The following is a 20,254-nucleotide window of genomic DNA, read 5'->3' as shown; positions in this document are numbered from 1 at the left end:
AAAGATATGTGAAGTCCGTCACACCATTATAAGTGGACACAAAATCGTAATAAATTCGTGATGGACTTAACTTTTTCGAAGCTTGTATTAGGCAACAAAAGTCATATTCAGCTTTATTAATGGATGTTAAAATGGATAGCCTTGAGTAAGTTGAGTTATTAGAAGTCCGGCATACTTATGCCATATACTTAAGCTATCAAGCTAGAAAGGTTGGGAAGTTATGGACAATTTCAAAGCATTTATGGTGAACAAGACAGATGATGATTTTTCAGCGGAAGTAAAAACGATCGGATTGGAAGATTTGCCTGCTGGAGATGTGGTAATCAAGGTGGCCTACTCAACCGTCAACTTTAAAGACGGGCTTGCAAGCATCCCCAATGGCAAGATTGTCAGGTCTTATCCGTTTGTCCCTGGAATCGACCTTGCTGGTACGGTTGTCCGTTCAGATGACAGCCGCTTCAAGGAAGGCGATGAAGTCATCGCCACCAGTTATGAAATAGGGGTTTCCCACTATGGAGGGTTTAGCGAATTTGCTCGTATTCCGGCAGACTGGATTGTGCATTTGCCTGATGGATTGAATTTAAGGGAAGCCATGGTTTTTGGAACAGCAGGATTCACCGCAGCATTGTCCGTGCACCGACTAGAAGAAAACGGACTTACTCCAGAAAAAGGGAAGGTCCTCGTCACAGGGGCAACCGGAGGAGTTGGCAGCGTGGCTGTGTCGATGCTTGCCAAGCGAGGATATCATGTGGTAGCCAGTACGGGGAAAGAGACCGAACATGATTACCTCCGGAAAATTGGCGCATCAGAAATTATCAGTCGCGAAGATTTAGTGGGTGAAAAGGTGAAGCCTCTGGATAAACAACTATGGGCAGCAGCAGTCGACCCAGTAGGCGGCAAGACATTATCTGCGATCCTCAGCAAGCTTGAGTACAACGGTTCGGTTGCTGTCAGCGGCCTGACTGGCGGAACAGATGTCGCAACGACTGTATTCCCCTTTATTCTTAGAGGAATCAACCTTCTCGGCATCGATTCTGTATACTGCCCAATGGAGACTCGAAAGCTTCTCTGGCAGCGTATGGCTTCTGACTTGAAGCCAGAGGGATTTTTGGAAACCATTCAAAATGAGGTAACATTAGAAGAACTGCCTGGCGTCCTTTTCAGCATCTTAAAAGGCGAGAATCGCGGACGGACAATAGTAAAGATGTAAAAAGAAACAGCCTGGATTCGTCTAAGAATCCGGGCTGTTTAAATGCAACTAAGTCTAGTAACTCTTAGCAACTGTTTTCTCTGACTCTACTTTTGCCAGATGCCCGCAGTCATTCATGAACATCACGACCTTCTGGCTGCCATTAAGCCTTAGTAAGTGAATGCCTGTATCTCCAGTTGGGAAATAGGTATCCGATAATACAGGCAAGTTTAAAAAAGCCCTTAACAAATTAGAGATCATCCCGCCGTGGGAGACGATCGCGATTCTTTTCCAGCCAGCGCTTTCGGCAAGAATCTTTGAAAATACTGTTTGAGCCCGGAATCGGAATTCTAGTTCAGACTCCCCTTCCTCAATCGCTTCATGAGGTTTCCTGCCTCCCTCTGGCTCTGGATAGCGAATCTTTGCTTCCGCATAGTGCAGTCCTGCCAGGATTCCATTATTGTATTCTCTTAATCCATCATCCTCAATTACGGAAATACCAGTTTCCCGGCTAAGAATCTCCGCTGTCTCACGCGCCCTTTTCAATGTACTTGCCCAGACGACCTCAGGCATGTATTTCTCTTTTACCACTTTCGCCATTTCCTTTGCCTGCCTGCGGCCATTGTCCGTCAGCAGCAAATCTGCCCGTCCTTCATGCACCTGAAGAATATCCCCTTCCGACTCGCCATGTCTGATTAATAAAATCTCCATTAATCTCATCCCTTTTCACATAAATTACCTAGATTAATTCTCCATATTCAGGAAAAAATCCTTGTGACAAAAATAAAAAAAGGCTCACACCCAAAGTGAAATTAGTCCAGATAATATGGAAGAACTATAGAATTATCATAGGAAATATATGTTAAAATATTAAAGGAAGCAAAAAAACTTTTGCTCCGTGAACGGGCTGCTTTTTTGAAATAAGGGATATGAAATCTCTAGGGGGAGCTTATAAATGAAAAAAATGATTTTTGTAGTACCACTGTTAATTCTAATCATATTTATCTTTTTTTTAAGCGGCTATAGGTTTACAGCGTTAAGTGCTGCGAAAAGTCATTCTTTCCTTTCAAAAGATGCAGAGTTGATTGAACAATATGATACAGGTTCATCTTTTATCTTTTTATTTAAGAGCGATGAAGAAGAGATATATCAAACGGTACTATCTGAAAAGTCAGATGTGTTATTCCGCGGTAGTGTATCAACCAATATTCCGTATAGTTCTGATAAGATTCAAACAGTTGGAGGTATTAGCGTTACCACTGAAAATGATGCAGCCACGTTATTGAGCATAATTTCACACGATGAAGAAGTCGCATATATAGAGGCTGGTGTCGAGCCTTATGTTGAAAGAAAGGAAATAAGCAAAGGAGAACGCATTTCTTTCTTGTTTCCATTTAGTGAACAAATAGACTTTCTTTACCCAACTGCATTTAATAAGGATGGAAAAAAACTTTATTATTACGGATACCCAAAAGATACAAATGTATTTAGAAACGAAGATTTTAAATGGCATAGAATCAATGGAAATTAATAAATATCATTTTCTTTAACGGGGGTTTTAATGAAATAATCCTCATACTTAAGAGAAGCTCAGAGTCATAATACTCTGAGCTTTGTGTGTTATGAACTGTTTAAATTCAAATGTTATTCAGCCTGTTACTTAGATTTTTTCTACAATAACTGAACTACTTAATCCATATGCGAGTCTTCTCATTATTTTGCTGGTCCCAGGCTTGACCTTCTAATCACTTGATTGATCACCTCTGAAAACACAAGTCCGACAGCTATTGCACCGGAAATCATCGATGCCTTTGCAGCCAAAGAAAGAGCTACACTATAATCATTTTCAACGAAATTCCTCATTGCATCGTAGGCAAGGCCGCCTGGCACCAACGGGATAATTCCGGCAACACTAAAAATAATGATTGGAGTCCGATAAGCTTTTGCGAATACCTGGCTGACAACGGCGATTAAAAATGAAGCCATCAATGTGGCAAAAATCGTCCCGAAACCATTGGTATCTAGTGCAAAGTAAACCACCCAGCCTACCATCCCGGAAATGCCGCATTTAACCAACGATTCTCTCGGTGCGTTGAAAATGACACCGAACGCAGCGGACGCAATAAAACTAGTTATTAGCTGTTCAACATAAATCATCGCTTTTACTCCTATAAAAAAGATAATATGGCCGCAATCCCCGATCCGATAGCGAATGCAGTCAGCAGTGCTTCTGCTCCTTTTGACAATCCTGAAACCAGGTGTCCTGCCATCAGATCCCTGACCGCATTCGTGATCAGCAATCCAGGTACAAGTGGCATAACCGAGCCGATGATGATTTTATCAAGCTCCTGCCCAAGGCCAAATTTCACAAAGAAGAACGACAACATGCCAATAAAGAAGGATGACAGGAATTCAGCGAAAAATTTCACCGGGACAATCTTATGAAAGTAAACAACCAGGAAAAAGCCGATTCCTCCAGCAGCCATCGAAGGGAGGAAATCCAGCCAGCTTCCCTGGAACATGATCGTAAAACAGCCGCTCGCGATTGCTGCTGCAGTAATCTGGACTGGAAATGAGTAAGTTAAATTAGCTTGTTCAATCTCCATGAGGAGTTTGCAAGCTTCTGCCAATCCAACCTCGCCGCTGCTTATATTCCGCGAGATACTGTTAACCATCGCAACTTTTCTTAAATCTGTTGTCCGCTCGGAAATGCGCACAAGCTTTGTACGTTCAGGGCCAACCCCTTCTACTGAAAAAATAATGCCTGTCGGTGTCACATAGCTATGCGTCTTATCAATGCCGAACGCAGAGGCCATCCGAGACATCGTGTCCTCTACCCGATATGTCTCAGCGCCGCTTTGAAGCATGATTTTGCCCGCTAGCATGCAAGCACGCATCACTTCGAATGTTTGATCCTGATTCTCCATAAAAGTCCTCACTTACCAATCCGTACTATGTAAATTTCTTTATCAGTTTAAATCAAAACAGTCCCTATTAGCAACCATATTAAAAGCCAGTCCGTTTAACAGGGCTGGCCTCAGGCATCGAAACTATGAAAGTGCTTCTTTTGGCTGGCGGACTTCTTTAGATCTGCGTCCCTCCAAAATAGTTAAGATCAATGCAATGATCAAAAACAGACTTGATATCTGGAACAAAACAGCAATTGAAAAGAATTGTGCCATCACTCCGAAAACAAAACCGCTGACGCCTATGCCAAGGTCAATCGAGGAGAAGAACATGCCGTTAGCAACTCCACGGCGGTTTGAAGGCGTCATTGATATGGTCCACGACTGGAGTGTCGGAATCAATGAACCAAAACCGATGCCGAATAGCACCCCTGCAACAGCTATCGTAAGGTTGGAATGAGCAAATGAAAGCACCCACATCCCAATAAAGGTGATAGCGATGGTGACCATTACGAGTCCTCTTGGCCCTTTCCGGTCAAACCACTTACCGGCTACCGGACGTGAAAGTGATGCAAAAATCGCATTAAGCAGGTAAAAAAGGAAGATTTGATTGATTCCCCGTTCCTCAGCAAAGATGACAATGAAAGTAACAATTGCTCCATAGCCTAAGCATATCATCAGGGTAATAAATGCCGGGAACCACCCTGATTTTTCTACCAGGGAGCCTAAATAGGTGAACTTTAGATCCTCTTTCTTATTTTTAAGAACTTCCGCAGGAGTTTGATATTGTACTGTTCCAAGGAGTATGAGCGCTATGACACCAAGCGCTCCAGATATATAGACGAGATTTTCAAAAGAAGTGACCTGGAATAAGAATATTCCTAGACTTGGAGCGATGATCATCCCTATGGTGATTGAAAGACCATAATACCCCATGCCCTCACCAAGACGGGAATTAGGGACTACATCGACTGCAGCCGTACCATTCACCGTTGTTGACCAGCCCCACGCAAGACCGTGAAGCAAGCGAAACGCCAGGAAAATAACGACAACTTGAGACAACGGATACAAGAATGTAATCAATAGCAGCATGAGTGCCCCAATCAAAACAAGAGGTTTTCTCGCTCTGTACTCCAGCATAAATCCGATAAACGGCCTGCTCAAAACAGCCCCTATCGAAAATAGCGCGGTAACAAGGCCAATTTCCGTCCCACTGGCACCGATTGATTTTATATATGGTGGCAGCGTAGGAATCAGCATTTGGAATGACATGAAGACAAACAGATTCCCGACCATCAGTTTAATGAACGACGAGGTCCATAACGGTTCTTTTATTTGTGACAATGAAACTCTCCCCTTTATATGAAAAAGAAAAAAATCTTCTGCAGAAGAAGATTTTAAATATTATTTCGCATTTCTAAATAATAGCACAGCCAGTGATATAAATAAAAGGAAAAATTTGTTTCACTGAAGGTATTTTGGATTGTGCTGTTTATTTGATTTATTTAGTTCTTGAAAAATGTCCGGCTTTGCCGATGCCGGCTTCTCTTCCATTTTCATGAGCATTGCTGGAAGATAATCATTCAGCACCTTTTTAAATTCCCCGACAGTGAGCGGTTTTGCGTCATCCATAAGTTCATATCCGAGTTGACCATTAGGTTCTACTGTTGCCATTTTAATGTCTTCAATTTTTGAAATTCCTTTATTCCTCATTCTCATCTCCAGCTGGTCAACAGTTAGGCGCATCTTTTTCAGCGTCTTGATATTCAGCTTACCATTTTGAATCACAACCTTGGACTTGCCTGTAATAAGCTTTTCAAAGAAGTTTATTTTAAGTTCCAAAGTTTCAATGATGACGATTGCCGCCACGAATACACCCGCACCTATAATAGCCTTCCATACACTTTTCTCGACTACTGGCTGAACAATGATTGTACCTATGGAAATCATAACTATCGTCTGGGCAAGGGTCATTTGCGAAATAGATTTTCTCCCGGCAACCCTTAATAATAAAATTCCGGATACTATCAGCACAAACGCTTTCCAAATAAAGTCTAATTCCATTTTCCTTCCTCCTCTGGAGATTCTTTTTATACTTTTCCCAGAGGAGAGAATTTTATAAGGAGTGAGGGTTTTGCTTAAAAAGAGCGGTATAAGGGGTCTCTCCTTCCTTGACATGGACACGCATTTTTTTCGATTTCATTTAAATCCCATTATCACTGCACCCACTTTTTTCTATTGTAATTAGCTGCAATATGCGTTAGCTTGATAATTAAACCAGAATATTCTGAAAGGGGATGCTTTGGATGCTTGATTGCCGGGATGAAGTTTTATTTTATACGAAGCAGCTTGTGAACATCGGGAGCATTGTTAACACCAATGGAGAGAACGAGATTGCCCAGGCGCTTTATACGATGATATCATCGTTTCCTTATTTTATAGCGAACCCAACGCACGTGATCAAACCGCAAACCCAGAATGATGTCCTCGAACGATATAATGTCATGGCTTTTGTAAAGGGCACAAAAGGAAACAGCAACCGTACTGTCATTTTGATGGGGCATCTTGATACAGTGGGGATTGATGATTTTACACAGCTGGCTGATTTGGCGTTTGATCCGGACCAACTGCTTGTTGAGCTTAAAAAAGAGAAGCTGCCCCCACTTGTAAACGAGCATGCGCAATCAGGCGACTGGATGTTCGGCCGCGGGGTGCTCGATATGAAGAGCGGTGTTGCTTCCAATCTTTATCTCCTGAAATACTTTTCTGAAAACCCAGAGGAGCTCGAGGGTAATCTTATTTTTTTAGCGGAATGTGATGAAGAGGACAGCTCGTATGGAATTCTCTCTGCCGTCAAAGACCTGAACGCCTGGAAAGAAGAGCATGGCTTTGAATATGTTGCTGCGGTCAACAGCGACTTTGTCTCACCACGTTTTTCAGGAGATAAAAACCGCTATATCTATAAAGGAACTGTTGGAAAGCTGCTTCCTTCTTTTTTTATAACAGGTGCCGAAACCCATGTCGGTTCCGCTTTCGAAGGATTGGATCCGAACCTGATCGCTGCTGAACTGACCAGACAAATCGACTATAACCCTGACCTCTGCAATGAAGCTCTCGGGGAAACGACGATACCGCCGGTTTCCTTGAAGCAGATGGATCTTAAGCCTAACTATAACGTGCAAACGGCATTGGCTGCTTATGTATACTACAATTTCTTCATTCACTCCTGGACCCCTAAGGACGTTTTGGAAAAATTGAAGGAGCAAGCTCATATTGCTTTTGAAAGAGCATTGAAGCTGTACGAGGAACGTTATCAGCAATTTTGCAAAATCAGCGGTGAGCCAGGCAGGAGAATGCAATGGAAACCGAGGGTTATGACTTATGAAGAAATGGAAACCGAACTCATCGAGGCACATGGCTATGAATACACTGCCCATATGGTGGAATTCAAGGATCACCTCCTTCTCGATGCCAGCCTTGACCTGAGAATGTATGCAGTCAGAGTCGTCGAAGAAGCCTGGAAGTGGATGCCCGACCAGAGTCCGGCAATCATTGTCTTCTACTCCTCCCTTTACTCGCCAAGGATTGAAGTAGCCGGTGAAACCGACGATGAGCGAAATTTGATTGAAGCATTGGATGCCGCTGTCAAAACGGTACAGCCGGAATACGATGCACCCATCGTTGTCCGCAATTTCTTTCCTTATATATCCGATATGAGTTTTGTAGCTTTGAGTGATGATGATGAAGCTCTGGACTTCGCATTCAGGAACAATCCAGGCTGGGGAACGAAATTTTTTGTGGACTACCAGGAAATCCGTGAGCTTAATGTGCCAGTCATTAACATCGGGCCTTACGGGCTGGACGCCCATAAACGATATGAACGAATGGAAATAGACTACTCTGTTAAAATAGTCCCAAACCTGACTTACGAAGTCATTCGGAATGTTTTAGCCAAATAATTTGCAGGTGCCTAGTTTTCAGGCACCTTTTTTGTATAAACATACCCGTTCACCACTTGTTTTTCCGCTTTTTTCTTATTACTATATAGTTCAGTGGAAATATATTATAGTAATCATTAAAATAAAGATAATGAGACTGATCAAAGGAAAGGCTGATTTGAATTGGAAGAAAACTCTAATTTTATAAAAACGATCATAAAGGAAGATTTGGAGAGCGGCAAGCGCGATAAAGTCGTGACTCGATTCCCTCCAGAACCAAATGGATACTTACATATCGGTCACGCAAAATCCATCGTCATCAACTTTGGCCTTGCTGATGAATTCGGCGGCAGGACAAATCTGCGTTTTGATGACACAAACCCATTGAAGGAAGATCAGGAATTCGTTGATGCCATCAAGGAAGATGTGGAATGGCTTGGCTATGAATGGGAAGGGTTGTTTTACGCATCTGATTATTTTGATGAAATGTATGACCGCGCTGTCCTTTTAATTAAAAAAGGCCTGGCTTATGTGGATGATTTGTCAGCTGATGAGATTCGTGAATACCGCGGCACACTTTCAGAACCTGGTAAAGAAAGCCCGTATCGCGGTCGTTCAGTGGAAGAGAACCTTGAGCTTTTTGAAAAGATGCGCAATGGAGAGTTCGCAAACGGTGAAAAGGTATTACGGGCTAAGATTGATATGTCATCACCAAACATCAATCTTCGTGACCCAGTCATCTACCGGATTTCCCATGCAACACACCATAACACAGGCGACAAGTGGTGTATCTACCCAATGTACGCTTTTGCCCATCCGATTGAGGATGCGCTTGAAGGTGTTACCCACAGTCTGTGCACAACCGAGTTTGAAGATCAGCGTCCTCTTTACGACTGGGTTGTCCGTGAGTGCGAAATGGAAGCAACACCTCAGCAAATCGAATTTGGCCGCCTGAACCTTACAAATACGGTAATGAGCAAGCGCAAACTAAAGCAGCTTGTCGAAGAAGGATATGTCGATGGCTGGGATGACCCTCGCCTGCCGACAATCTCCGGCTTGAGAAGGCGCGGTTTCACACCAGATGCAATTCGTGAGTTTGTAAAAGCTGCGGGTGTTTCCAAAGGATATTCTACAGTTGACGCGCAAATGCTCGAGCACTTTGTACGTGAAGACCTTAAGCTGAAAGCTCCGCGTACGATGGGAGTGCTTCGTCCACTGAAAATCGTCATCACGAACTATCCGGAAGGCGAAGTGGAATGGCTCGATGCTGACATCAACCCTGAGAATCCAGAAATGGGGACTCGCAAAATCCCATTCTCCCGTGAGATTTATGTTGAGCAGGACGACTTCATGGAAAATCCGCCAGCTAAGTACTTCCGCCTCTTCCCTGGCAATGAAGTACGTTTGAAGCACGCTTATTTCATTAAATGTAATGAAGTCATCAAGGATGAAAATGGTGAAGTCGTTGAGCTTCGCTGCACATATGATGTAGAAACAAAGAGCGGATCTGGCTTCACTGGCCGCAAGGTAAAAGGAACTTTGCACTGGGTTGACGCAACGCATGCACTTCCAGCAGAATTCCGCTTGTATGAGCCGTTGATTCTGGACAGCGAAGAGGATGAAGCAGAAGAAGCGGATACTAAATCATTCTTGGATTATGTAAACGAAAAGTCACTGGAAATCGTGAACGGATACATCGAGCCAAACATGGAGGACGCCAAGCCGCAGGACAAATTCCAGTTCTTCCGCCACGGCTACTTCAACGTCGATCCAAAGCACACAACAGAAGACAAGAAAGTCTTTAACCGCATTGTTTCGCTGAAGAGCTCGTTCAAGCTTTAATATATGGTTTCCTGACCTCCCCGGAGTTTGATACGGGGAGGTTTTTGTTATTGTGGTTTAGGAAAGATGCAGGTGTGCTTGGTTCGGAATAGGCTGCCGTTTTCGTATAACTATACTGTTATGTCCTCCAAACCTGTCATAATAACGATTTTTTCTTGACAGCTTTTCCGTGCTTCCCACAAAACCTGTCATAATAACGACCTTTTCTTGACAGCTTTTCCGTGCTTGCCTCCAATCCTGTCATAATAACGATTTTTTCTTGACAGCTTTTCCTTGCTTCCCACCAAACCTGTCACAATAACGATTTTTTCTTGACAGCTTTTCCTTGCTTGCCTCCAAACCTGTCATAATAACGATTTTTTCTTGACAGCTTTTCCGTGCTTGCCTCCAAACCTGTCATTATAACGGATGAGTCTTGACAGCTTTCATCTGTTCCCCCGCAATACTGTCACAAACATTAATTCTCATTTTTAAAGGAAATCTGCTTTTAATCTAGAAATTTATTAAGCAACGATTTATTACAGAGGTGTGTATTATGGAAATAAGACAATTACACGGGAACGATGCGGAGATGTATCGACTCCTCCGCCACGAAGCCTTGCGGATCAATCCTGAGGCGTTCAGTTCCAGTTATGAAGATGAGATGTACTATGAGGAGCAAGAGTACAGGCAACGGCTAGATAGTAAATTCACATACACTTTTGGTGCGTTTGATGAAGGAAAGCTGGTCGGTGTCGTTACACTTGTCCCAGAAGGAAAGGTTAAATTAAAGCACCGTGCAAATATTTTCGCTATGTATGTAACTCCAGCAAAACGCGGAGAGGGCACTGGGAGATATTTAATGAAAATGGCAATGCGCAAGGCGACTGAACTTAAAGGGATTGAACAAATCTATTTGACGGTTACCGGAAACAACGAACCAGCGAAAAAGCTTTACTCTTCACTGGGCTTTGAAACTTATGGGGTTGACAAGAGAGCAATGCGGGTCGGGGATAAGTACTATGATGAGGAATTAATGGTGTTATTTTTATAGGAGGCCAATATTGGCCTTTTTTTCATGTTTATTTTTTGCTGAAAAAGGAAGTAGGTAAAGGATGAGTCTTATAGAAAGGAGATTGCTGATGTTTTTAGATGCTTATGTTAACCAAAAGGTCCAGGTTAAGCTGAAAAATTTCCCCGAAAGCATGATTGGGGATATCACAGGAATCTACCAGCCAGATGAATGGTATCTTGTAAAAATAGTACATGCTGAGAATATGGGGATTTGGATAGAGAACCCTTGTTATAAGCGGACTCCCGTCCAGAAGGAGGATGGAACCGCGATTCCGGCCGAAGACCAAGTCGAGGAAACCTGCATCACTCATATGTTTTTGCGCTGGGATTATATTGCTTCCGTCATTACTTTTCCGGATGCAGATCCTATGGCTGATAAGAAAGCGAAGTTAATTGGATTCCAACCGGATGTTGACTGATCATAAAAATGGCTTTCCTCCGTGGAAAGCCATTTTTCATAATAAGAATCCGTATAAAATTGTTGCAATTACCGTCATTGTAAAGCCAATAGCAGATTCGTACGGGATAAGTTTCATACGTTCCCTGATGCTCATTTTAACCGAATCAGCTGAGACATGAAAAAAGTTTCCATGAGGCAAGTGATCCAACACAGTTGCTCCGGTATGGACCATGACAGCTGCGCTCAACGGTGCAACTCCCATTTGGAGAATGGCATCACCGAAGGTACCCGCGGCAACAATCGCTCCCATTGAGGTTGCTGCTGTGGCTCCCGACATTAAAATACCAGCGATTGGAGCTAGAAGAGTCCCTGAAATACCGGCAGCCTGGATGCTGTCGACGACGACCTCACTTAAATTCGAATTGGAGATGATCCCGGCAATCGATCCTGCGCCAATCAGAATCATGGCTACGCCAGTCATTTTATTGAATCCTGCTGTTGTATATTCTATGATTCTGTCAAACTTGCCCATTGCGATCAGGCCGACTATCCCTGCAAACGGTAAAATGATCATCGAGTCGATTTTTACAGCAGCAAGGGCATCAATATGCAATATGCTGCCTATTGGGCTAATGGCAAGCAATGTGATTGCTATAACAGGCCCGACAATCGCTTTGCCAAAACTCGGCTTGTCCTTTATTTCAGCCTGGCCGGACTGATGTTGTGGCTCTGTGATTTTCGAACCCTTATTTTGGAGCAATTTTGCGATCATAACCGTGACTAGAATGCCTCCTACTGCCGGCAAAAAGCCATAAAGCATGACCTGAGAAAGGTCGACGTTAAATCCTTTTGCAACAGCAATTGAGTTAGGGTTGGGCGAAATGATATTCCCTGCTTTCGCTCCCCCAATCATCGCCAGCAGAATCGCAGGCTTGGAAAGACCCGTCCTCCTTCCAACAGACAGGGCTATAGGCGCGACGATGATAATTGAAACAGTGACAAAAACTCCTACTGCAGTGAGGATCATCGCCGCTAAAGCGATTGCGAAGACAGCCCTCTTTTCTCCCAGCTTCCCTACAATTGTTTCTGCCATTTTTTCAGCAGCTCCTGATTCAATCAGCACACCAGCGAGCACACCTGCCGCAAGGACTCGCACAACTGCGGGCATCACACTATTCGTTCCTTCAATAATGATACCAACAGTCTCATTCAGTGATGCTCCACCTAACACCCCTCCTGTAATGGCACCGGCAAACAGAGCATATACTGGATTTACTCTTTTAAAGATAAGGATGATGGCAATGACTAAACCAAACATTGCTCCTCCCCAATGGACTGCTGCCTCTGTCATCATGGTTCCTCCAACGTAAAAGACTTCTATTATGATACTAATATAGTTGGTCTATCATGAACATAGCAAATGGTACAATCATGGAAAAACGCTGCCGGAAATCCAGCAGCGTCCTCCATTTTTACTTATGGATTAATACTTTACCAACTGTACCGTCAGCGCTCTGTCCTAACACACGGAACTTCAGGCCGTATGTTGGTACGTTGCGGCCTGCATCAGGCAATACTGGCGATAGGTAATTTGCACTGTCGTCGAAAACTGGTGTTCTTTGAGTTGCATTATCCTTCATTGTGATACCGTACAAACTAGAATAATCAAGGAACATGTCTTCTGTCTTACCTTGGTTGAATGCTGCATCGTGAATCTGGTAGCGAGTTGAGCCAAGCAATCCATCACTCCATCTGTTGATAGTCTGGTCGGCATCGACGACTCCAAGGTAACCGTCTCCTGGGTGTACTCCCGTCCAGTTATTGTCATACCCGTTATCAACATACCATACTACCAATCCAGAATCATAAGTCATTAAGCTTGCACCTCGGCGGATGTTCTTCAATCCTTCATCTACACCGTTGTGTGATCTCCACTCTAACAGGTAGTAATGTTTTGTAGAGTTTTTTCCTGCATGCTTTTCAAAGCCATGGAATTCAAAAGCTGATGCACCTTCAGCACCATCATTTATTAGTGTAGCACCATCAGCAGTCACCTTTACATTGTCAACGAAGAATCCATTCAATGCAGTTCCCCAGTCTGTCATATAACGGAATTGCAGTTGGACGCTTTGGCCAACATATTCATTTAAGTTAATAGATTCATGGACCCAGCCATTGCTTGACCCTGTGTAACCAGGAAGATTTTCCTTAATGGCAGGATAGCCGTCTGAGACAATGTCTGAGTTTGTGTTTGGCGTTGATAATGACTTCCAGGTAGTACCCCCGTCTGTTGACACCTGCACCATAGCAAAATCCCAATTCGATTCGATATCATACCATGCATCAAATTCTAAAGTGGCATTTGATGCATTTGTTAAATCAACTTGAGTAACCATATTGTGGTCTATTTCATCGCCTTTTCCGCCATAAAATTCCCAAGATCCAGCTGCTGGTGTGTTAATCAAGTTAACTTTATCTGGCAAATCAACCTTTACAGCATCGTTATTCGTTCCTTTTGAGTTTGCCTGGTCAAGCAGGACCTCAACACCTGTGCTCTTTACACCATCAGCATGGATTGTCGAACCTGTCAGCCAGTTGCTGCCTGGCATTGTTGCATGCAGGAATTCCCTTGCATATGGGCTAAATCCAGTAGGCTCTGTTCCAGCAACCTTTCCAGCCCAGCTTCCGCTAGACATGATGGACCAGTATGCAACTGCCTCACCCGCACCGCTGTAGATCGTATCATATTCATCTGGAAGCCCTAAATCATGGCCGTATTCATGCGCGAATACACCAGCAGCCCCATCTGCAGGTTCGATTGTGTAATCGTATGCAGCAAGTTTGCCGCCCCAGTATGGAACTTTAGTTTTAGTACGTGGTAATGTCGTTACACCACCAAGATTCCAACGGTGTGACCAGATTGCATCTGCACCTAATTGACCTCCGCCCGCTTCTTCACCAACTGAAGAGTGAACAACCATCAGGTGATCAATAAGACCATCTGGCTCACGATAATTTCCATCGCCATCAAGGTCATAACGGTCTTCCTGGTCATACTTATTCAGATCCACTGATCTGTCTGCGGCTGCAGCATATAGTGCTTCTTTTACCAGAGCTCGTGCATTACTATCATTGTCACTTGCATTATTTCCCCCGTAATATGCTGCTGGCTGAGAAGCCTTGTACCATCCTGCTACCTGGCCGTCAATTGTATAACTTCCGCCAGATTGCTGCTCATAGTATTGCTTTACGGACACGAGTTTTTCTCCGTTAGGGCCAACATAGCCATCCGCGCCGAAGATCATATCTGTATAATGCTGTTTGATGTATTCATCATAGTACATATCTGTATCTTGTGAGGTAATTTGAGCAGCTGGATGGTCAGGGTATTCTATTAATAGTACAAGGACATTGTCCTTTCTCTGTACCCCATTCCAGGCTTCTTCCTTTACTGTGTCAACAGTAGTGCCCTTCGTTTGTCCGCTCTTATTTCCTTTGCCATTAACCAGTCCGGTTGAAGCAAGCTTTTCGTTTAACGTGCTGCTTAACTCTTTCTCATGTTTATGTAACTCTCCAGGCTCTTTTGAAGCCCCAGCTGCCTTATTATGCAAGTACTTTTGCAATGCTTTCTCTGCTTCTGCCGGAGTTGCGTTCTTTGCAATAGTGCCGTTCTTCTTAAGCATCTCTATTAATCTCTCATCGTTCGCGATGCCTAAATCTATTGGTGCTCCACCCTGGGACTGAAAACTTGCTTTTTCAACTGCATTAACATTAGCTGGTCCAGCTGACGCAAATGATAGCGTGCTTGCAAGCATTGCGGTCATCGTAATGCTTGATAGGACCTTAAGACCTATTTTCTTTTTCAATTTCTTACCCCTCCCTGTAATTTAGTCTATTACATTATTATTTTACCTAGCGCAGAATTTTATTTCAATATTCTAAAATATCTAAATATTTAAATTTCTATAGTCCGAAAGCCTCATTTTTAAAGAAAAATATTTCGTCTCACTAAACTATTAAATTGTTAAAATTGTCTGTATACTAGTGTTGTATAAAGATTTTATTGGAGGTTCCCTATGATAAAAGTTGGAGTGATTGGCCTGGGTGCGATTGGCCAGCGTTTGATAAGAGGTTTTCAAGAACATCCGGAGATGGAAATTGCGGCTGTTTGCGACTCTTTGCAAACAAGAGCTAAGGAAACGGCAGCGGAACTTGGTGGTATTCCGTCTTATGTCGACCATCAAGAAATGCTCGAGAAGACGGAGTTAGATCTTGTATATGTCGCTGTTCCCCCTAAGTTCCACCATGCCGTAGCATCTGATGTTCTCACTAAAGGCATCCATATTTTATGCGAAAAGCCGCTGGCTAACTCGGTTGAAGAAGCTGAAAGTCTATTAAAACAGGCGCAGGATGCTGGGGTGGTACATGCGATGAACTTTCCGCTGAACTACAGTGCTGGCAGCAAGACTTTTGAAAAATTAATCAAGGAAAACTCTGTTGGAAAGCTTCGAAGGGTCCAATTGAAGATGCACTTCCCACAATGGCCGCGACCGTGGCAGCAGAATGCGTGGGTTGCGAGCAAAGAACAGGGTGGTTATGTTCTTGAGGTTGGGGTCCATTTCATCCAGCAGCTGCAGAAGATTTTTGGATCTGTAACAGTAAAAGACGTGCAAGTGCAGTTCCCTGAAGATCCACAGGCAAGTGAAAATGCGATTTTGGCAATATTAGAACTTTCGGATGGTACTCCTGTACTGATTGATGGCATGAGCCAGATTGCCGGCAAGGAGGAAATTGCCTTCACTGCTTATGGAGATGAGGGGACGTTATCGCTGCTGAACTGGGGACAACTAGTAGGCGGGAAGCTAGGGGAAGAAATCTTACCGCTCAATACAGACGAATCCCTGACAGATTCATTGGTTGATAATCTTGTAAAAGCGATCAAAGGTGAAGAAGCGACGATTATTAATTTCGCCGCCGGTTATGAGGCGCAGGTTATATTGGAACAACTCCGTAAAGGTTGAGAGCGCAGATACGCGCTCTCTTTTTTAGTGACTTCTAATTAGCCAATCCTTCAATAAAATCTGGACAACTTCACGCTTCTCGATTTGCAGCATATGGCCTGCCTGATCCAATACTGCCACTGTAGAATTTGGGAATTTTTCAAGCAAGGATAGATGGTCCTTATACCCGCAAATATAATCCTGCTTCCCGAGAATAAACAGCGCCGAATTCGGAAGAGTCTCTGCATCGTGAAAAGGTTCATCAATCAGGTAATAGCGCTTGGCCTTCCAATCTGAAGCAAGAAATTCACGATTTGCCAAAAGCCTGCCAGGCTGGATTTCTTTCATAAACGCCTCAAGAGTTACTTCATTTTGGTGGATGAAGAGGGTTTCGAATGCAGCTCTTATATCAGGTTCTAGAGTGTCAAGCAGCCCTTCATCTTTTGCTAGAATAACTCGTTCAGGTACATTCCTCTCTTTTAAATGCAGCGCTGGGGCCAATAGGCAAATCCCTTTTACCTGCGCCCGTCTTTTATGAAGAATTCCTTGCGTCAAATATCCTCCAAAGGAAGCACCAATCAGTGAAAGTTCTTTTTCCCCGAAAGTCTCATCAATAAAGTCCAGCAGATTCTCAATCAAGTCATCCGTAGATTTCACACGATCATCAATAAAACTCCGCCCATGGGCAGGTAAATCAATATATACTCTTTGGAAACCTTCAACTTTATTAAAAACAGGTTCCAGCCATCCTTTCATCGATCGGTGGTCTGTACCCATAGCATGAAGGATTAGCAACGGAAACCCTTCCCCAAAGACTTCATAATTAATATTGCCCTTTCTTACTTTGCAATCCACAGCTTCATCTCCTCTTACCTGGCAGTTTCCTCACCCATTCGTCATCCAACTGAAACTCAGTTTTTTCCCGATCAGTCTTAACAAAAATGCTCTCAGGATAAGGCAGTGCCAATTCTGGCATGTCTTTAGGGATGAAGTAACGGAGTTCCGCAGTCTCGCTGTCGATTGGCTTATGTTCACCCCCGACAGGTCTGCAGTCAAAAACGAACACAACATACTCAACCTTGTGGCCGTTTGGGTATTCATAGCGGAACTCTTTCCCGCCAAATACACCTAGTAATTTTTCCGGTACAACATGTAGCCCTGTTTCTTCCCGCACTTCCCGGACAACGCCTTCCGCAGGTGCTTCACCTAATTCAATCGCTCCCGCTGGCAGGCTCCACTTCTCTCCATTCCCTTTGTTCTGGAATAAGATTTCTCCGGCTTCATTCCGGATAATTCCTGCCACGCTGGGCATAAAAATCAAGCCACTTCCTACTTTTTTTCGAAGATCCTGATAGTAATTAGACATTCCCATTAATATCTCACCACCTGTTTATCCATTCGCCTCTTCACCAGTTTTTTCCTTCTTTAGGCAACTGCCCTTCACTCTCCACGTTTACCTACATACTTTATATAGAATTTATCGCCAGCTTAGGCGAATTTCTTAAAAAAATCGCTCTGTTAAACTTGGCTGTTGATTTCCGCTCCAGGCTTTTGCTTTCCGCGGGGCCGGCGGTGAGCCTCCTCGGCGCTTGTGCTTCCTGCGGGGTCTCACCTGTCAGGCTGCTCCCGCAGGAGTCAAGCGCCTTCCGCTCCAATCAACGGTCTGCAAAAATCAACAATAACCTTTAACACAGCCTGAAAAATAAGGAGTGTGCCCGTATGTATCCGCATCAATATGTTTACAGCCCTCAGCAGTTCGACCCTTATACCCATTATGATTTCAGCTATTACGCGCAACAGCAGGCTTCACATGATCATGAAAGGCAGCCGGCTCTCGAACGAAGAGTGAATCAGCTTGAAAGGCAATTCCAGGTCCAGAAAACAGAGCTGGATAGACAGAATAAAGAAATTGGCCGCCAAAACAGGGAGATTGCACGGCTTAATAAGGAGATTGGACGTTTAAACAATGAAATTACTCGCTTAAGTCAAAACGACGAGCGGCACACACGCCGTTTAAACCGTTTAAACCAGAGGCTCCGAACTGTTGAAAACCGTTTGAATATATCTTTCCAGGCATCTGATGGAGATTTTTAAAAAGGAATTCTGGACCGAATCCTGTTTCGGTCCTTTGAATAATTTTCCAAATGAATGAGAAGCTATATTAGAAATAATCTTAATTTAATTTGAAAAAATTGTGCTACTATAGATTAGTAACACTTTTTTAAATTACGTGAGCTGGAAGCTTACTTTAGGAGTCAAGAGATGAAAAAAAAGCAATATGTCCTGATCTTTTTCATACTGAGCATTACCTGGATTTTCGGTACAAACTATCTGCTTACTTTATACGCTCCTTCAGAATTTGTCGCAGTTATCGAACATTCGAAGGAAGTCCTTTATGTTCTGTTGGCAGGATGGTTCTTTTATTTTTTCATTTCGAAGATGGAGGAATTGAGTGCCTCAAAAGAAGAAGAAGAGCGCCTATCCACATTGATCAATTCAATGGTCGATTTTGTCAACTTCAAGGATGGAGAAGGCAGATGGATTCAGGCCAATGATTTTGGTTTGAAACTGTTTGATATTGAAAACGTTGACTATAGAGGAAAGAAAGACTCGGAGCTTGCGGAGTACAGCAATTATTTCAGCGATGCATTAAGATATTGCGAGATTTCCGATGAAGAAGCATGGAAAGCAGGAGGAATCATTAGTGTCGAGGAAGTACTTCCACAGCCGGATGGGACAACCAAGACGTTTGACACGATAAAGGTACCCCTCTTTAATGATGATGGCAGCCGGCAGGGACTAGTCATCATCGGCCGGGATATAACCGAACGAAAAAACGTGGAAAACCTCCTTGAGGAGAGCAGGCAGCAATATCGATCATTATTTGAGTACAGTCCTGATATTGTGTCGATGCTCGACTTGAATGGCACGATTACAAACCTTAATCCACAGTTTGAAAAAATCACGGGTTATAGCAACGATGAATATATCGGAAAAAACCTGGCTGACTTAATTCCAGATTCCCACAGGCACATTGTTTTAGATAAGGTTGCCAGCGTGGTAGAAAATCAATGCCCGCAAATGTTTGAATTGGAATTGCTGCATAAGAACGGTAAGCCGTTAATTTTCCAAAGCACAACCTTACCGATCATTGTGAATGAAAAAATCGCCGGAATTATCTGCAACTCAAGGGACGTTACGGAGCTGCGCCAAACAGAGGAGCGTTTACGAAGGACGGACAAGCTGTCTGTAGTCGGCGAGCTATCCGCGAGCGTTGCCCATGAAATCCGCAATCCGCTTACTTCTTTAAAGGGACTTGTCCAGCTATTGCAGATGGAGGATGAGAAGCATCAGCTATACTACCAAATCATGATCGATGAACTGAACAGGATTAACCATATCGTCAGCGAATTGCTATTATTGGCGAAGCCGCAGCAAATAAAATACACAGAAGCAGATTTGCAGGTTATTTTGCATGATGTCATCTCACTTTTAAAAACAGAAGCGAGCCTGCATAATATCCAAATCGAGTTCCAGGTTCACAGTCATCCTGTCATGATTGAATGCGAACCGAATCAGCTGAAGCAGTTGTTCATCAACATATTAAAGAATGCTATTGAAGCTTCTTCTGCTGGTGATGTCGTCAACATCACACTTGAGAGCTTTGATAACAAAGTAACAGTTGTGGTCAAGGACCAGGGTGTGGGGATATCAAAAGAATTGCTCGAAAGAATTGGCGAACCTTTTTATTCTTCTAAAGAAAAAGGTACCGGACTCGGAATGACGGTCAGCTTCAAAATTGTCCAATCCCATAATGGCACAATTAAGTTCAGAAGCGAACCTTATAAAGGTACAGAAGTAATTGTTCAATTGCCAATCAAGCACGCTGATAAAATGAAAAGAGTCGAAACATCGGTTAACTAAAA

18 protein-coding genes are annotated in these 20,254 nt (G+C 43.4%); 9 read left to right on the top strand and 9 right to left on the bottom strand.

Going from position 1 to position 20,254, the window contains the following annotated elements; genetic code table 11:
* Positions 1-220 precede the first annotated feature (220 nt).
* Entirely contained in the window at positions 221-1,210 is a 990-nt protein-coding gene (locus tag DYI25_RS20395; RefSeq protein ID WP_213372332.1) for an NADPH:quinone oxidoreductase family protein, read from the top strand.
* Positions 1,211-1,264: 54 nt separating this feature from the next.
* On the opposite strand, the gene DYI25_RS20390 is transcribed toward DYI25_RS20395, so the two are convergent.
* Positions 1,265-1,900: a histidine phosphatase family protein gene (locus DYI25_RS20390; protein WP_213372330.1), complete on the bottom strand. Its 636-nt coding sequence runs from the start codon at positions 1,898-1,900 to the stop codon at positions 1,265-1,267.
* A gap of 244 nt (positions 1,901-2,144) precedes the next feature.
* On the opposite strand from DYI25_RS20390, the gene DYI25_RS20385 reads away from it, so the two are divergent.
* Positions 2,145-2,720 carry a hypothetical protein gene (locus tag DYI25_RS20385; protein WP_213372328.1) on the top strand — a complete coding sequence of 192 codons (576 nt, stop codon included), beginning with the start codon at positions 2,145-2,147 and terminating at the stop codon, positions 2,718-2,720.
* A 182-nt stretch (positions 2,721-2,902) separates the two neighbouring features.
* Here DYI25_RS20385 and DYI25_RS20380 read toward each other — a convergent pair whose 3' ends face one another.
* From DYI25_RS20380 to DYI25_RS20365, 4 genes are all read right to left on the bottom strand, one after another.
* On the bottom strand, positions 2,903-3,346 hold the full coding sequence (locus DYI25_RS20380) for a threonine/serine exporter family protein (RefSeq protein WP_213372326.1): 444 nt from the start codon (positions 3,344-3,346) through the stop codon (positions 2,903-2,905).
* Between the two features lie 11 nt (positions 3,347-3,357).
* The gene (locus DYI25_RS20375; RefSeq protein ID WP_213372324.1) at positions 3,358-4,116 is read right to left on the bottom strand and encodes a threonine/serine exporter family protein; all 759 of its coding nucleotides are present in this window, start codon (positions 4,114-4,116) and stop codon (positions 3,358-3,360) included.
* Positions 4,117-4,239: 123 nt separating this feature from the next.
* Positions 4,240-5,430 (bottom strand): MFS transporter, encoded by a 1,191-nt coding sequence (locus DYI25_RS20370; RefSeq protein ID WP_425374540.1) that lies wholly within the window; start codon positions 5,428-5,430, stop codon positions 4,240-4,242.
* 129 nt (positions 5,431-5,559) lie between these two features.
* Complete coding sequence (locus DYI25_RS20365) at positions 5,560-6,159, bottom strand: DUF421 domain-containing protein (protein ID WP_213372322.1); 600 nt, start codon at positions 6,157-6,159, stop codon at positions 5,560-5,562.
* 242 nt (positions 6,160-6,401) lie between these two features.
* On the opposite strand from DYI25_RS20365, the gene DYI25_RS20360 reads away from it, so the two are divergent.
* The 4 genes from DYI25_RS20360 to DYI25_RS20345 all read left to right on the top strand — a co-directional run bounded on the left by DYI25_RS20360 (position 6,402) and on the right by DYI25_RS20345 (position 11,347).
* The gene (locus DYI25_RS20360) at positions 6,402-8,054 is read left to right on the top strand and encodes a M20/M25/M40 family metallo-hydrolase (RefSeq protein ID WP_213372320.1); all 1,653 of its coding nucleotides are present in this window, start codon (positions 6,402-6,404) and stop codon (positions 8,052-8,054) included.
* Between the two features lie 162 nt (positions 8,055-8,216).
* Positions 8,217-9,875 (top strand): glutamine--tRNA ligase/YqeY domain fusion protein, encoded by a 1,659-nt coding sequence (locus DYI25_RS20355; RefSeq protein ID WP_213372318.1) that lies wholly within the window; start codon positions 8,217-8,219, stop codon positions 9,873-9,875.
* A 535-nt stretch (positions 9,876-10,410) separates the two neighbouring features.
* Positions 10,411-10,908: a GNAT family N-acetyltransferase gene (locus DYI25_RS20350; RefSeq protein ID WP_213372316.1), complete on the top strand. Its 498-nt coding sequence runs from the start codon at positions 10,411-10,413 to the stop codon at positions 10,906-10,908.
* Between the two features lie 88 nt (positions 10,909-10,996).
* Positions 10,997-11,347 carry a hypothetical protein gene (locus DYI25_RS20345; protein WP_213372314.1) on the top strand — a complete coding sequence of 117 codons (351 nt, stop codon included), beginning with the start codon at positions 10,997-10,999 and terminating at the stop codon, positions 11,345-11,347.
* A 36-nt stretch (positions 11,348-11,383) separates the two neighbouring features.
* Here the strand turns inward: DYI25_RS20345 and DYI25_RS20340 are convergent, their stop codons facing one another.
* Positions 11,384-12,679, bottom strand: a complete 1,296-nt coding sequence (locus DYI25_RS20340) for a GntP family permease (RefSeq protein ID WP_249745608.1) — start codon at positions 12,677-12,679, stop codon at positions 11,384-11,386.
* 121 nt (positions 12,680-12,800) lie between these two features.
* Positions 12,801-15,152 carry an immune inhibitor A domain-containing protein gene (locus DYI25_RS20335; RefSeq protein WP_213372551.1) on the bottom strand — a complete coding sequence of 784 codons (2,352 nt, stop codon included), beginning with the start codon at positions 15,150-15,152 and terminating at the stop codon, positions 12,801-12,803.
* 252 nt (positions 15,153-15,404) lie between these two features.
* On the opposite strand from DYI25_RS20335, the gene DYI25_RS20330 reads away from it, so the two are divergent.
* Positions 15,405-16,349: a Gfo/Idh/MocA family protein gene (locus DYI25_RS20330; RefSeq protein WP_213372312.1), complete on the top strand. Its 945-nt coding sequence runs from the start codon at positions 15,405-15,407 to the stop codon at positions 16,347-16,349.
* 24 nt (positions 16,350-16,373) lie between these two features.
* On the opposite strand, the gene DYI25_RS20325 is transcribed toward DYI25_RS20330, so the two are convergent.
* Both DYI25_RS20325 and DYI25_RS20320 read right to left on the bottom strand, forming a co-directional pair.
* Positions 16,374-17,183, bottom strand: a complete 810-nt coding sequence (locus DYI25_RS20325; RefSeq protein ID WP_213372310.1) for an alpha/beta fold hydrolase — start codon at positions 17,181-17,183, stop codon at positions 16,374-16,376.
* A gap of 4 nt (positions 17,184-17,187) precedes the next feature.
* Positions 17,188-17,700 (bottom strand): NUDIX domain-containing protein, encoded by a 513-nt coding sequence (locus DYI25_RS20320; protein WP_213372308.1) that lies wholly within the window; start codon positions 17,698-17,700, stop codon positions 17,188-17,190.
* Positions 17,701-18,047: 347 nt separating this feature from the next.
* Between DYI25_RS20320 and DYI25_RS20315 the strand changes: the two genes are divergently transcribed.
* Positions 18,048-18,422: a hypothetical protein gene (locus DYI25_RS20315; protein WP_213372306.1), complete on the top strand. Its 375-nt coding sequence runs from the start codon at positions 18,048-18,050 to the stop codon at positions 18,420-18,422.
* 168 nt (positions 18,423-18,590) lie between these two features.
* On the top strand, positions 18,591-20,252 hold the full coding sequence (locus DYI25_RS20310) for a PAS domain S-box protein (protein ID WP_213372304.1): 1,662 nt from the start codon (positions 18,591-18,593) through the stop codon (positions 20,250-20,252).
* The last annotated feature ends 2 nt before the right edge of the window (positions 20,253-20,254 follow it).

Origin of the sequence: Mesobacillus boroniphilus (assembly GCF_018424685.1) — a bacterium.
GTDB lineage: Bacteria > Bacillota > Bacilli > Bacillales > Cytobacillaceae > Mesobacillus > Mesobacillus boroniphilus_A.
This window is presented reverse-complemented; position numbering and strand designations above follow the sequence as displayed.

Excerpts from the sequence above, each read along its gene's own strand:
- DYI25_RS20395 (WP_213372332.1), top strand. The coding sequence starts at position 221 with ATGGACAATTTCAAAGCATTTATGGTGAACAAGACAGATGATGATTTT.
- DYI25_RS20390 (WP_213372330.1), bottom strand. The coding sequence starts at position 1,900 with ATGGAGATTTTATTAATCAGACATGGCGAGTCGGAAGGGGATATTCTT.
- DYI25_RS20385 (WP_213372328.1), top strand. The coding sequence starts at position 2,145 with ATGAAAAAAATGATTTTTGTAGTACCACTGTTAATTCTAATCATATTT.
- DYI25_RS20380 (WP_213372326.1), bottom strand. The coding sequence starts at position 3,346 with ATGATTTATGTTGAACAGCTAATAACTAGTTTTATTGCGTCCGCTGCG.
- DYI25_RS20375 (WP_213372324.1), bottom strand. The coding sequence starts at position 4,116 with ATGGAGAATCAGGATCAAACATTCGAAGTGATGCGTGCTTGCATGCTA.
- DYI25_RS20365 (WP_213372322.1), bottom strand. The coding sequence starts at position 6,159 with ATGGAATTAGACTTTATTTGGAAAGCGTTTGTGCTGATAGTATCCGGA.
- DYI25_RS20360 (WP_213372320.1), top strand. The coding sequence starts at position 6,402 with ATGCTTGATTGCCGGGATGAAGTTTTATTTTATACGAAGCAGCTTGTG.
- DYI25_RS20350 (WP_213372316.1), top strand. The coding sequence starts at position 10,411 with ATGGAAATAAGACAATTACACGGGAACGATGCGGAGATGTATCGACTC.
- DYI25_RS20345 (WP_213372314.1), top strand. The coding sequence starts at position 10,997 with ATGTTTTTAGATGCTTATGTTAACCAAAAGGTCCAGGTTAAGCTGAAA.
- DYI25_RS20340 (WP_249745608.1), bottom strand. The coding sequence starts at position 12,679 with ATGACAGAGGCAGCAGTCCATTGGGGAGGAGCAATGTTTGGTTTAGTC.
- DYI25_RS20335 (WP_213372551.1), bottom strand. The coding sequence starts at position 15,152 with ATGACCGCAATGCTTGCAAGCACGCTATCATTTGCGTCAGCTGGACCA.
- DYI25_RS20330 (WP_213372312.1), top strand. The coding sequence starts at position 15,405 with ATGATAAAAGTTGGAGTGATTGGCCTGGGTGCGATTGGCCAGCGTTTG.
- DYI25_RS20320 (WP_213372308.1), bottom strand. The coding sequence starts at position 17,700 with ATGGGAATGTCTAATTACTATCAGGATCTTCGAAAAAAAGTAGGAAGT.
- DYI25_RS20315 (WP_213372306.1), top strand. The coding sequence starts at position 18,048 with ATGTATCCGCATCAATATGTTTACAGCCCTCAGCAGTTCGACCCTTAT.
- DYI25_RS20310 (WP_213372304.1), top strand. The coding sequence starts at position 18,591 with ATGAAAAAAAAGCAATATGTCCTGATCTTTTTCATACTGAGCATTACC.